The sequence below is a fragment of the Rhodococcus sp. H36-A4 genome, assembly GCF_027158005.1.
Lineage (GTDB): Bacteria > Actinomycetota > Actinomycetes > Mycobacteriales > Mycobacteriaceae > Rhodococcoides.
In genome coordinates this window covers 440,944-453,953 of sequence record NZ_JAPVLQ010000003.1, presented here as the reverse complement: position 1 = coordinate 453,953, position 13,010 = coordinate 440,944, and the positions used below count along the sequence as shown (strand labels likewise).

The window sequence follows — 13,010 nt, the reverse complement described above, 5'->3', positions numbered from 1 at the left end:
AGTCCCCCCTAATAGTCCATGGGCAACTGCTCGAACATTTCCCTGGTGACCGCCACCGCGTTGTCGGAGCTTCCGCCGCGAACGACGAGGGTAGCGAATGCCAGGTCACCGCGGTAACCGACGAACCACGCGTGCGAACCGCCCTCGACCTCGGCCTCCCCCGTCTTGCCGTACACCTCGCCTTGATCGGCGATCCGCTCGGCGGTACCACTGGTGACGACCGAGCGCATCATCCCTCGAAGCCCGTCGACCATCAGCGGCGAAATCGGTGGATGGTCGCCCTCGATCCGGGTTTCCCGGCCCACGATCAGATTCGGTTCCGGCGTCGACCCGCGCGCTACGGTGGCAGCTGCAAGCGCCATTCCGAACGTCGAGACCACGACCTTGCCTTGACCGAATCCGTCCTCGGTGCGCTGGACCAATTCTTCGGCCGGTGGCACCGACCCGGAATCGGTGGGCAAACCCACGACGTCGTAGTCCGGACCGACCCCGAACTGTGACGCTGCCACGGTGAGCGCGTCAGGTTCCATTTCGCTGGCGAGCTTGGCGAAGGACGTATTGCAGGAGCGAGTGAATGCGGTTCCCATCGATACGTTCCCGAGTGAGAATTCGTTGTAGTTCGGGATGCTGCGTTCGCCGATCTCGATGCGCCCTGGGCACGGCACCGTCGTGTCCGGCGTCGCGAGTCCCGACGATATGGCTGCGCCGGCTGTGATGATCTTGAAGGTCGACCCGGGCGGGTACAGCCCGGCGGACGCAACAGGACCGTCACGATCGGCTTCCTTGTTCTGGGCAACTGCGAGAATCGCCCCCGTGGACGGCTGAATTACCACCATCATGGCTTGTTCGATCCGCGCGTTCACCGCATTCTGTGCTGCCACCTGAATGTTGCGATCGAGGCTGATGGACACCGAGGGCGCGGGTTGCGAAGGAGTGTCGGTCAGTACGTCGACGTCGACCCCGTTCCGGTTCACCGTGACCACGCTCCACCCGGCTTTACCGTCGACCTCGTCGATGACGGTTTTCTTCACCTGAGAGATCAAATCGGGGGCGAACGTCGGATCGGTAGTGAGCAGATCGGACTCGCCGGAGACGGTCACTCCCGGAAGTGCTGCCAGCGACGCCGAGACGGTCTCGTAGTCCTCGGCGCGGAGCAGCGCAACTGGATAGTCACCCTTGGTCGATGTCGCCGACTCTACGATGCTTTGCGCCGAAATACTCGAATCGAACGGCGCGAGAATGGATGCCAGCCCGGTCGCGGACGACACGATGTTTTCGGATTCTTCAGCGTTCACCTTGACGCGGTGCACCACACCGGGCACCAGGACGTCCGACCCCGACCGCTCGTTGACGCGTGCCCGCGGTGGCGACGTCGAGCGCAATTCCATGGTCTGAGTGTCACCGAGCCCCGGGTGAATATCGGTCGACGTCCACCGCACTCCCCAATTGCCATCGGCACGGCCCATTTGCAGTTCTCCGTCGTAGGACCAGACTCGGTCCTTGGGAAGGTGCCATTGGTAGGTGTAGCCGACCAGCGCTGTGTCACCGTCGACGCGCACCGAAGTCGTGCGGGCATCCATGGATTCGGCTTGCAGGTTCTGCCAGGTATCGGCCAACGCTTCTGCCGCCGATTCGGGAAGATCGGTCTTCGCCGAGGCCGCTTCGATGTCGTTCGAAGCGAAGGCCGCCAGAAATTCCTGAGCTGCAGGTTCGGGACCATCCGGTGCGGGGGTACACCCAACTGCAGTTCCGACGACGAAGACACACACCAGTGCTGCCACCGCGGGTCGTCGAACGCGCCGCATATCCGAGAACCTCATCGCGCTCATCGTAGTTCGGCGAGAGCGCGCGCGAGCGTAGCGAATCGCGCTCTAGTCCAGAAGGACTGTGGTGAACGTGGCGACCTGCTCGAGACCGATACGGCTGTACGCGCGGCGCGCGGGCCAATTGAAGCTGTTGACGTACAGGCTGGCGATACGACCGCTGCGCACCACGGAGTCGACGACGGTGGCCGTACCCGCCGATCCGAGGCCCTGCCCACGGTAGAGCGGGTGCACCCACACACCTTGAATCTGACCGACCGATGCGGACTGCGATCCGACTTCGGCCTTGTAGATGACTTGTCCGTCCTCGAATCGCGCCCAGGCTCGGCCAGCGGCGATGAGACTGGCGATCCGACGGCGATAACCCCTACCACCGTCGTTTGCCTGTGGATCGACACCGACTTCCTCGATGAACATAGCGACGGCCGCACTTAGGTAAACGTCGAGTTCGTCGGCGTGCACAAGTCTGACCAGTGGATCGGGCGGAAATACGGAATACGTCGATGTCGCCAGCAATGGTTGCTCGCTGCGCAACTCGCGCGGGGCACCCCAGTCGGGTTCGAGCATCTCCCATAGCGGCAACGTCAGTTCAGCGCGGCCGACAAGCGAAGAGCACATTCGCGGACCACGACAGGCGCGGTCGGCGAACGATCGCAGATCATCGACCGAACCCAGAAGTGGAACGAGATTGGCACCGTAGAAACACAACGACTCGTCCGGGCCACCTCGACTCCACATCTCGCCGTGGAACGATCGCGGGTCGAGCCCCGAATCCTGCACTCGCGCGGCGATCATGCACGAGGCAACCGGGTCGGCGTCGAGGACACGGAGAACTTGCGCCGTGTCCTTCCCACTCAGCGGCTTCGCGCCCAGGAGTTTGAGCACTTACGCCACCTCCTCGACCAACGCATCCACTGACATAGAAGACCAGATTGCCAGACTTACGTGCAGAAGTGTGACAATCAGCTGACCGTCACGACAGGGGTGCCTGCATCCGCACTCTCATCATCTTCGAATTCTTCGGCGATGCGCATTGCTTCCTCGATCAAGGTCTCGACGATCTGAGCTTCGGGAACCGTTTTGATGACCTTGCCCTTGACGAAGATCTGCCCTTTGCCGTTGCCGGACGCCACGCCGATATCTGCATCCCGAGCTTCACCGGGTCCGTTCACCACGCACCCCATGACCGCAACCCGAAGTGGGATCTCCATGCCATCGAGCCCGGCGGTGACCTCGTCGGCGAGCTTGTATACGTCTACCTGAGCGCGGCCGCACGACGGGCAGGAGACAATCTCCAGCTTGCGTGGGCGGAGGTTGAGCGACTGAAGAATCTTGTTTCCGACCTTGATTTCCTCGGCCGGTGGCGCGGAGAGCGACACTCGAATCGTGTCGCCGATCCCACGAGAGAGCAACGCCCCGAACGCCACCGCAGATTTGATGGTGCCCTGGAATGCGGGCCCGGCTTCTGTCACTCCGAGGTGCAGAGGATAGTCGCACTGCGCAGCAAGTTGTTCGTAGGCAGCGACCATCACGACGGGATCGTTGTGCTTGACCGAGATCTTGATGTCTCCGAAGCCGTGCTCCTCGAACAATCCCGCTTCCCACAACGCCGATTCGACGAGCGCCTCGGGTGTGGCCTTGCCGTACTTGTCCATCATCCGTTTGTCGAGCGATCCAGCATTGACGCCGATTCGGATGGGAATGTTGGCCTCGCGGGCTGCCTTCGCGACCTCTTTGACACGCCCGTCGAACTCCTTGATGTTGCCGGGGTTCACACGAACGGCCGCGCAACCGGCATCGATCGCCGCAAAGATGTACTTGGGTTGGAAGTGGATATCGGCAATGACCGGTATCTGGCTCTTCCGGGCAATGATGGACAGCGCGTCGGCATCCTCTTGTGTGGGGCATGCCACGCGAACGATGTCACACCCCGACGCCGTCAACTCTGCGATCTGTTGCAGTGTGGCGTTGATGTCGTGGGTCTTGGTTGTGGTCATCGACTGCACCGAGATCGGGTGGTCACTGCCGACACCGACGGTGCCGACCTGCAGTTGACGAGTCTTACGTCGAGGAGCGAGTACGGGAACCGGCGGCGCCGGCATTCCCAATCCGACTGACACAGTCACTTCGTTGCCTTCTTCCCTAGCTATGAGCACGAGTGTATCTAGAACAATCGGATCGGGTTCACGATGTCCGCCGTGAGAGTGAGCAACATGTACGCGCCACCGATCACGATCACCACATACGTGACGGGCATCAACTTCATGTAGTCGACAGGTCCACCATTCGGCAGACCACGACGCCTGCGGAAGAAATTGCGAATCCGCTCGTAGATGGTGACGGCCATGTGTCCACCGTCGAGAGGGAGCAGCGGCAGCAGGTTGAAAATGCCGAGGAAGAAGTTCAGGCTCGCGAGCAGCAGTACGAATACCGGCCACAACGACCTCTCCACCAGTTGCCCACCGATCACGCTGGCCCCGACCACACTGATCGGTGTTTCCGGGTCTCTGACCCCTCCGGTGACCGAGGTCCACAGGTCCGCGACCTTGCTCGGCATCTGCACCAGCCGGTGTGCAGTCTCGACGAACATGTCGCCGGTGAACGCGAACGAAGCAGGTATCGCCGCGAGCGGGTTGTACTGGGTCGGATAGAAGTATGCGAGTTGAAGGCCCACCGCGCCCACGGTTGTCGACTTACGCCCGGTCTCGGTGCCGTCGCGTACCCAACGCTGGACTTGCTGGATCTGTACCGGGAACGTCAGCTCACGCCCATCACGTTCCACGACGAAGTCTGCGGTTCCGGATAGAGGCTGCGTGGCTGCGACGACATCGGAGAAGTCTGCAGTCGGAGTGCCGTTCACCGAAACGATGACGTCACCTTCACGAATACCCGCGGAATAGGCCGGACTGGGTCCACTGCACTCCGGGTAAGTGAGATCTTCGTTCTGGGTCGCTGTCACACAGGGCATCTCGCCCACCATCGCGTCGCTCGGCTGATTGAGATTCGGCAGTCCCCAGCCCACAGCGAGCGTGAAGATGAGCAGGAAACCGAGAACGAAGTTCATCGCTATTCCGCCGAGCATGACGACGAGACGCTTCCACGTCTTCTGCCGATACATCGCACGCTCGACCTCGTCCGGCGCGAGCTCGTCGATCGCGGTCATCCCGGCGATGTCACAGAAACCGCCTGCCGGTATCGCTTTGAGTCCGTACTCCGTCTCACCCCGCCGAAAAGAGAATACCTTCGGACCGAAGCCGATGAAGAAGCGTCGAACCTTCATGCCCGTAGCGCGGGCGGTCAACATGTGGCCGGCCTCGTGCAGGGCGATGGACACCGTGATTCCCAGGGCGAACAGAATGACGCCGAATGCGAACACCATCTACGTTTATTCCTTCTGATTCAAGAGTGTGCGGGCCTGAAGACGAGCCCAGGAATCGGCTTCGAGTACCTCGTCCACGGTAGTGGGAGTGGCAGTCCACTCGCTTCTGCCTGCCCCGAGGACCTCCTTGACGGTGTCGACGATCCGTGGGAATTCGATACGGCCGGCGAGGAACGCCTCAGCGGCGACCTCGTTCGCGGCGTTGTAGACCGCCGTCATGCAGCCCCCGAGAATCCCCGCCTCACGCGCCAGTTGGACAGCCGGAAACACTCGATCGTCGAGCGGTTCGAAATCCCAGGAAAACGCGGTTGTGAAATCGAGCGGGCGGGCAGCATTCGCCACCCGGTTCGGCCATCCCAATGCGAGCGCGATCGGCAGACGCATGTCGGGCGGGCTCGCCTGCGCGATCGTCGATCCATCGAAGAAGGTGACCATCGAATGCACGATCGACTGCCGATGAACCGTGACGTCGATCCGCTCGTATGGGATGCCGAACAGCAGATGGGTCTCGATCAGTTCGAGCCCCTTGTTCACCATCGTCGCGGAGTTCAGCGTATTCATCTGCCCCATCGACCAGGTCGGATGCGCCGCTGCCTGCTCGGGAGTGACGGATTTCAACTCCGCCTCCGACCAACCGCGGAACGGGCCGCCCGACGCAGTCAACACCAGGCGCTCCACCTCCTCGGCTCGGCCACTTCTAAGGCACTGCGCAAGAGCAGAATGTTCGGAGTCCACTGGGACTATCTGCCCGGGAGCCGCAGCCCTGAGGACGAGCTCCCCGCCCGCGACCAACGATTCCTTGTTCGCCAGGGCCAGCGTCGCTCCGGATTTCAACGCCGCGAGTGTCGGCTCCAGCCCTCGCGAGCCCACCAAAGCGTTCAACACGACGTCCGCCTCGACCGACTCCACGAGTTCGGTGACGGCCCGATCGCCGGTAAGGACGTTCGCCAGTTCCAATTCGGCACCCGCATTCGGGTCTGCGACCGCGACGAAAGAGACACCGGTATCGCGGATCTGACGTCCGAGCAGGTCTATATTGCGACCGCCGGCAGCGAGCCCGACCACCTCGAACAATTCGGGATTGGCAGCGATCACCTCGAGGGCTTGGGTTCCGATGGAACCGGTGCTGCCCAGGAGCAACACCCGGACAGGACGCGAGACTGGAGGTGTTCGATGCTCGGGCACTCGTTCATTGTTCCTGATCGACTCTGAGAGTCACCTGTGCGGCCGCCATCCGTGGCACGCTGGGCTCTCATGGAGCTCACCTATCCCGAGATCGGCGGCACCAAGGGCCAGATGCCCGCCGGCTACCACCATCTCGATCGTCGAGTACACATCGGCACCGGACGCGACGCATTCGAAGCAGCAGCCGACGCCCTGTCGGGGTGGCAGATGCATCGAAAGTCGGGACTCGGGGTCGACGCGTCGACCCCGACAGCTGAGGCGGACACCGTCGTCGTGCTGACGCTGGGTCGGATTCGGATTCCCTGCCGCGTCGTTTACCTGATCGACTCTCCCGATCGACGGGGTTTCGCATACGGCACCCTGCCTGGGCACCCGGAGCAGGGCGAGGAGTGCTTCGCCGTCGAATTCGATCCCACGAACGACGCCGTCTTCGCGCACATCCGCGCGTTCTCACGACCCGGTCGCTGGTTCACTGCACTCGGTGGACCTGTCGGAAGATGGGTCCAGAAACTCTTCACCGACAGGTACCTGGCCGCGTTGCGCACGTACGCAGCATGACTTCTTGACCGCGTCAGCTACTCGCGCCCCTACTCGCTACTACTGCCGGTCGTATGCCAAACTAGGTGCGCACACGCATGCCGGACTTTCGGCTGCACCCTGACCCGAGAGGATCGACCGGTGGCACAAACCGAACTGGACCCCGCTTCGTACGACCCGGTCGAGTACACCCATGAGGACATAGCCGAGGTGCCCTCGGCCAATTGGGGCTGGAGCGGCGAGTCGAACAAGGCGATGCGGATCGCCGCGATCGGCGTCGCGGTCTTCCTGCTGCTCATGATCCACGGAAACCACACAGGCGAGATCGAAGACCTGTACCTCATCGGCTTTGCCATTGCGCTCGTCGGCATCGTGGTTCGCGACATCATCGTTCGCCGGAAGCCGCGATAGCACGCAAAACCAAAAGAACCCGATAGCTGCGCCGAGCAGCTATCGGGTTCTTTTTTGCGCCACTCGTCAGTTCTCAGCGGCGAGCTGACCGCAAGCGGCAGCGATCTCCTGACCGCGAGTATCACGGACGGTGCACGAAACACCCTGCGCAATAACTCTTCTCACGAATTCACGTTCGACGGGCTTCGGGCTGGCATCCCACTCGCTGCCCGGGGTCGGGTTGAGCGGTATGAGATTGACATGCACTCTCGATCCGAGAGCCTTGTGTAGCTTCTTGCCCAGCAGGTCCGCGCGCCACGGCTGATCGTTCACATCTCTGATCATCGCGTACTCGATCGACACTCGACGACCGGTCTGATCCGCGTAGTATCTCGCCGCCGACAGCACTTCGGCCACCGACCAACGGTTGTTCACCGGTACGAGGGTGTCCCGCAACTCGTCGTCCGGAGTATGCAGCGACACTGCAAGCGTGACGGACAAGCCCTCGTCGGCGAGTTTGCGAATAGCAGGTGCAAGACCAACGGTCGATACAGTCACCGACCGCTGCGACAGGCCGAGCCCATCGGGCGCAGGCGAGACGATCTTGCGCACAGCGGAGACGACGCGCTTGTAGTTGGCCAAAGGCTCACCCATCCCCATGAACACAACGTTCGACAGGCGGCCTTCGCCTCCGGGCACGGCGCCGTCACGTATATCTGCCGCTGCCGATCGAACCTGGTCGACGATCTCGGCAGTGGAGAGGTTGCGATCGAGTCCAGCCTGCCCGGTTGCGCAAAACGGGCAGGCCATCCCGCAACCGGCCTGACTGGAGATGCATAGCGTCGCCCGATCCGGGTACCGCATCAAGACGCTCTCGAGCAGCGTGCCGTCATTGGCCTTCCACAGCGTCTTGCGGGTGTCGCCGTCGTCACACGACAAGTGCTTGATTGCCGTCAGCAGTGGCGGAAACAGGTCTGCTCCGACCTTTTCCCGGATCGCTGCAGGAAGGTCCGTCATTTTGGTCGTATCCGCTTCGAGCCTGCCGTAGTAGTGGCGTGCAAGTTGGTCGGCACGAAAGGCAGGCAGCCCGAGATCCTTGACTGCCGATTTCAATCCTTCGCGATCCAGGTCAGCGAGGTGTCGTGACGGCATGCCGCGACGGCGATCCGCGAACACCAACGGCAGTGTCGGCCTCGTCCGCGGGCGGGCGCTCTCGGCTGTGGATTCGTCGGCGGTCATAGCAGAATCACTCATAATAAATCCAGTGTCCCACTACTGGGCACTTCTCTCCTATTCAGCGCGCAGTTTCCAGCCCCACAGCGAGGGGTAAGCAAACGGCAGCAGGTGGACGCATTCGACAACCCGTGGGCAAACGAATCTCACAAAGTCCACACCCAGAGGCGACGGCACCGACGGAACGTTCGCAGACAAGTTCGCAGACAAGTTCACAGACAAGGAAGCCGTCCCCACGACTCTCGGCGAGACCTCTCCCACAGCGCACCCGACCCAGAAGCGGGGTTCGCGACACCTGCCCGCCGGCGGGGACCTCACCGGACGCTGTTTCGCATACGAAAGCGGGCGTCGGCCTGCTCCTATCCGCCCTCGCCGTGGGCCTTGGTCATGGCTCTCGTGGGATGGGTTCGCATCCTCGAGGTCAGGCGTACAGCGAAACGCAAGTAAAGTAACCCGCGGTGAACAGAATGCACAGAACATGGCAACGCCGTACTGAATCGATAATGTCGGTCGTGCCCGATCTCACCGCAAGGAGCCCGACGTGACCACTTTCATGGAGACCCCAGTGACATTTGGCGTAGCACCGGAACGAGCACGCTCGTGGTTGCTGGTACCCGCTACCCAGCCCGAGGCATTCGCGACCGCAGCCGCATCGGAGGTGGACGCGGTGATTCTCGACATCGAGGACGCTGTGGCACCGCATGCAAAGCCTGCGGCACGCGACGCCGTCGTCGCGTGGCTCGAAGCGGGCAATTCGGCTTGGGTACGCATAAACGACGCGACCACGCCGTTCTGGGCAGACGACCTCGAAGCACTCTCCGGCTTTCGCGGCTTGGCAGGCATCATGCTCGCGAAGACCGAGAGCGGCGGCCAGGTCGATGCCACGGCCGCACGAGTAACAGCTGGGACACGCATACTTGCTCTGGTGGAATCTGCAGTCGGCCTCGAGGCGACGCCCGAGATCGCTCGCGCGGAGTCCACTTTCCGACTGGCCTTCGGCAGCGGCGACTTCCGTCGCGACACCGGGATGAGCGACGAACCGCTCGCCATGGCGTACCCACGCTCACGGCTGGTGGTGTCGAGTCGCGCTGCACGCCTTCCCGGACCCATCGACGGCCCGACGTTGACCGCCAACGACAGTATCCTGGCTCGCGATTCGGCCCTGACCATCTCGATGGGCATGACCGGAAAGCTGTGCATGCACGCGGAGCAGGCCCCCGTCGTGAACCGCGTGCTCGCTCCAGCCCCAGGAGATGTCACCTGGGCCGACGAGGTCATCGACATGCTGGGCATCGATGGCGTGCATGTGAAGGACGGCAGCGACCTGCCGCGCCTTGCCAAGGCACTCAAAATTCGCGAAGCAGCAGGAATCTTCGGCATCACGGCCGAGAACAACCCCGCTTAAATCAGCTCGAGTCCAACAGGCTTGGGTCGGGAGTGAACTCGATATCGCACATCGATACTCAGGCCGGGGATGCTCCGAGCAGCCCTGGCCGCTGTGCGCGCCGTGAATTCGATACCCAGTACCGCATCCAGTGTCGCCCGATCAGCGAACTCCCAGCGAGTATCTACCCGGCTCAGATCGAAACCCTGGGCTGCGAAGAACGATTCGACGGCCGCACAGTCGTAATTCGGTAGGTCCGCCCGCATCCAGTCACCGTAGGGCGATGCCCCGACGTCGAGGTCCACCACGACGAGCGTTCCGCCAGGCCGGAGCACACGCATCGCTTCCGACACACCGCGGCCGCATCCGGGCCCGAAGAAATAAGCTGTACGCGCGTGCACGATATCCGCCGACGCGTCAGCGAGCGGCAACGCCTCGGCACTGCCCGACACGACCTCGACGTTATCCAGCCCGAGAACTCGGGTCCGCGCCGCATCCACTAGAGGGCCATGCGGCTCGACACCGACGACTCGGTGAGCACGCGAGGCGAACAGCGGCAGATGGAAGCCGGTGCCACATCCCACATCGACGATGGTCCGGCCGTCCCAGGGCGCGATCCTCTGCAGTTCCGCAGCTATACGCCCGTCGACATCCTGAGCACGATTCTCCGACTCGTAGACCTCGGGCCAATGCCAGATGTTGGGGCTCGGAATCGAGCGAAACTTCGGAGGCATCATCGGTATGTCAGAGAAAGGTCGGTATGTCAGAGAAGGACTGTGAAGATCAACCACGCGACGAACGCCGACGGCAGAAGCGAGTCGAGGCGATCCATGATGCCGCCGTGGCCCGGCAGCAAAGTCCCCATGTCCTTGATCCGAAGATCTCGCTTGACCTGAGATTCGATGAGATCGCCCAGCGTTCCGGTCACCACGAGGACCACGCCGAGCAGAACACCGATCATCGAGTTCGCATCGAGAATGAGTGTGACAGTGAGCAAGCTGCCGATGACACAGAAAAGAAGTGACCCAGCAAGTCCTTCCCACGACTTCTTGGGACTGATCGCGGGCGCCATAGGATGCTTACCGAACAGCACTCCCGCGACGTAACCGCCGACATCCGAGCACACGACGGCAATGAGAAACACCAGAACGCGGCCTGCGCCGTCATCCTGCAGAACCATCAGTACCGCGAAGGATGCCAGCAGGGGCAGCCAACACGCCACCAGGATGGTGACCGCAAGTTCGCGAAGATAGTTTTTCGGTGCCGAACCGAGGCCCTGCTGCAGCAGCAGCCAGACCATGCACACCAGAACAGTGCCTGCGGTAGCGCTCAGCACGCCGGTGGTTCCCCAGGGCCAGCCGAGCCAAATTATCGCTTGACCACCCACGATCAACGGAATCCGCGGGACGAGCACTCCGGCTTCACGAAGACGCCTCGCCACCTCATACGTTGCGATAGCGAGCGCGACTGCAACAACGCCGATCCAAACCAACGGCGCGAACACCATGATCAAAATCAGCGAGATACCCAAGCCACCGCCCACCGCAATCGCGGCCGGCAGATTGCGACCCGCTTTGCCCGTTGCCTTCGGCACCGACTCCCCTATCGCCTTCGGTGCCGACTCCCCTGGCGTCGAGGGGTCGGGTACGGCAGAGCCCAGTGGCCGTTCCGATCCCATCACGACGCCATCTCCTTGCTTCATCATTTATTGTCCGACTCTTCCGGGGGAATCAGACCTCCATCAAGTCCGCTTCTTTACGCTTGACCAATTCGTCGATCGACACCGTGTACTTCGAGGTGGTCTTGTCGAGCTCGTTCTCGGCCCGTAGGACCTCGTCTTCGCCCGCCTCTCCATCTTTCTGAATACGCTTGAGCTCTTCCATCGTTTTTCGACGCACATTGCGGATCGACACCTTGGCGTCTTCACCCTTGCCCTTGGCCTGCTTGACGAACTCGCGGCGCCGCTCCTCGGTCAGCTGCGGAATGCTGATACGAATGAGGTTGCCGTCGTTCGTCGGGTTCACACCGAGATCGGAGTTGCGTATCGCAGTCTCGATCGGCCCGAGCTGTGCAGGCTCGTACGGCTTGATCACTACCATCCGGGCCTCGGGGACACTGACACTTGCCAGCTGGGTGATTGGCGTCGGAGAACCGTAGTACTCGATCACAATGCGGTTGAACATGCCCGGATTCGCCCTGCCGGTTCGGATGGAAGACAGATCGTCGCGGGCAACGGTGACCGCCTTCTCCATCTTTTCCTCGGCGTCGAAAAGCGCTTCATCTATCACGGCTTGACCTCCATCGTCTTTGCTGATGATCCAGCATGTTCGAGTACGTGATCGGAAACGATCACGATGTGACCAGTGTTCCGATCTTCTCACCAGCGACAGCGCGGGCGATATTCCCTTGGATGAGCAGGTTGAACACCATGATCGGCATCTGATTGTCCATGCAGAGACTGAAGGCGGTGGCGTCGGCGACCTGTAAGCCTTTTTCGATGACCTCACGATGGGTGATCGATTCGAACATCGTTGCGTCCGGGTCGAGCCGCGGGTCGGCAGAATAGACGCCGTCGACGGCCTTCGCCATCAGCAGCACCTCGGCCCCGATCTCGAGTGCACGTTGCGCCGCCGTCGTGTCGGTCGAAAAATACGGCATACCCATGCCCGCGCCGAAGATGACTACTCGGCCCTTCTCCAGATGGCGACGCGCACGCAGCGGCAGATAAGGCTCGGCGACTTGTCCCATCGTTATCGCGGTCTGTACACGGGTGGCCACACCCTGCTTTTCCAGAAAATCCTGCAAAGCAAGACAGTTCATCACAGTTCCGAGCATGCCCATGTAGTCGGAGCGGGAACGGTCCATTCCCCGCTGCTGCAGTTCGGCACCCCGAAAAAAGTTGCCGCCGCCGATGACGACAGCAACCTGAACTCCGGTGGCTACGACCTCGGCAATCTGCTCGGCAACGTTGGTGACGACGTCAGGGTCGAGACCTACTTGGCCTCCTCCGAACATCTCTCCACCCAGTTTGAGCATCACTCGCTTGAATCCGGGCCTGTCGGTGGCGGGATCGGTCATA

At 61.9% G+C, this 13,010-nt stretch carries 13 protein-coding genes; 3 read left to right on the top strand and 10 right to left on the bottom strand.

The window, feature by feature from the left end:
• Window positions 1–8: 8 nt before the first annotated feature.
• The 5 genes from O1W68_RS11205 to dxr all read right to left on the bottom strand — a co-directional run bounded on the left by O1W68_RS11205 (window position 9) and on the right by dxr (window position 6,387).
• On the bottom strand, window positions 9–1,805 hold the full coding sequence (locus O1W68_RS11205; RefSeq protein WP_442972345.1) for a penicillin-binding transpeptidase domain-containing protein: 1,797 nt from the start codon (window positions 1,803–1,805) through the stop codon (window positions 9–11).
• Window positions 1,806–1,871: 66 nt separating this feature from the next.
• Window positions 1,872–2,708, bottom strand: a complete 837-nt coding sequence (locus tag O1W68_RS11200; protein ID WP_269303532.1) for a GNAT family N-acetyltransferase — start codon at window positions 2,706–2,708, stop codon at window positions 1,872–1,874.
• Between the two features lie 77 nt (window positions 2,709–2,785).
• The gene (gene ispG, locus O1W68_RS11195; protein ID WP_269303762.1) at window positions 2,786–3,925 is read right to left on the bottom strand and encodes a flavodoxin-dependent (E)-4-hydroxy-3-methylbut-2-enyl-diphosphate synthase; all 1,140 of its coding nucleotides are present in this window, start codon (window positions 3,923–3,925) and stop codon (window positions 2,786–2,788) included.
• Window positions 3,926–3,987: 62 nt separating this feature from the next.
• Window positions 3,988–5,202, bottom strand: coding sequence for a M50 family metallopeptidase (locus O1W68_RS11190; RefSeq protein ID WP_269303531.1), 1,215 nt, complete (start codon window positions 5,200–5,202; stop codon window positions 3,988–3,990).
• A gap of 6 nt (window positions 5,203–5,208) precedes the next feature.
• Window positions 5,209–6,387 (bottom strand): 1-deoxy-D-xylulose-5-phosphate reductoisomerase, encoded by a 1,179-nt coding sequence (dxr, locus tag O1W68_RS11185; RefSeq protein WP_331283583.1) that lies wholly within the window; start codon window positions 6,385–6,387, stop codon window positions 5,209–5,211.
• Window positions 6,388–6,456: 69 nt separating this feature from the next.
• Between dxr and O1W68_RS11180 the strand changes: the two genes are divergently transcribed.
• Both O1W68_RS11180 and O1W68_RS11175 read left to right on the top strand, forming a co-directional pair.
• On the top strand, window positions 6,457–6,945 hold the full coding sequence (locus O1W68_RS11180; RefSeq protein WP_269303530.1) for a DUF1990 family protein: 489 nt from the start codon (window positions 6,457–6,459) through the stop codon (window positions 6,943–6,945).
• Window positions 6,946–7,065: 120 nt separating this feature from the next.
• Window positions 7,066–7,335, top strand: coding sequence for a DUF2631 domain-containing protein (locus O1W68_RS11175; protein WP_269303529.1), 270 nt, complete (start codon window positions 7,066–7,068; stop codon window positions 7,333–7,335).
• Between the two features lie 66 nt (window positions 7,336–7,401).
• Here O1W68_RS11175 and rlmN read toward each other — a convergent pair whose 3' ends face one another.
• Window positions 7,402–8,553: a 23S rRNA (adenine(2503)-C(2))-methyltransferase RlmN gene (gene rlmN / locus O1W68_RS11170; RefSeq protein ID WP_269303759.1), complete on the bottom strand. Its 1,152-nt coding sequence runs from the start codon at window positions 8,551–8,553 to the stop codon at window positions 7,402–7,404.
• A 547-nt stretch (window positions 8,554–9,100) separates the two neighbouring features.
• On the opposite strand from rlmN, the gene O1W68_RS11165 reads away from it, so the two are divergent.
• Complete coding sequence (locus O1W68_RS11165; RefSeq protein ID WP_269303757.1) at window positions 9,101–9,952, top strand: HpcH/HpaI aldolase/citrate lyase family protein; 852 nt, start codon at window positions 9,101–9,103, stop codon at window positions 9,950–9,952.
• On the opposite strand, the gene O1W68_RS11160 is transcribed toward O1W68_RS11165, so the two are convergent.
• The 4 genes from O1W68_RS11160 to pyrH form a co-directional block, all read right to left on the bottom strand.
• A complete protein-coding gene (locus tag O1W68_RS11160) occupies window positions 9,949–10,668 on the bottom strand; it encodes a class I SAM-dependent methyltransferase (protein ID WP_269303527.1) in 720 nt (239 codons plus the stop codon). The genes O1W68_RS11165 and O1W68_RS11160 overlap by 4 nt on opposite strands.
• Before the next feature lie 26 nt (window positions 10,669–10,694).
• Window positions 10,695–11,609 (bottom strand): phosphatidate cytidylyltransferase, encoded by a 915-nt coding sequence (locus tag O1W68_RS11155; RefSeq protein ID WP_269303755.1) that lies wholly within the window; start codon window positions 11,607–11,609, stop codon window positions 10,695–10,697.
• 52 nt (window positions 11,610–11,661) lie between these two features.
• Window positions 11,662–12,219 (bottom strand): ribosome recycling factor, encoded by a 558-nt coding sequence (gene frr / locus O1W68_RS11150; protein WP_269303526.1) that lies wholly within the window; start codon window positions 12,217–12,219, stop codon window positions 11,662–11,664.
• Between the two features lie 61 nt (window positions 12,220–12,280).
• Window positions 12,281–13,009, bottom strand: coding sequence for a UMP kinase (pyrH, locus tag O1W68_RS11145; RefSeq protein ID WP_084348606.1), 729 nt, complete (start codon window positions 13,007–13,009; stop codon window positions 12,281–12,283).
• Window position 13,010 lies beyond the last annotated feature (1 nt).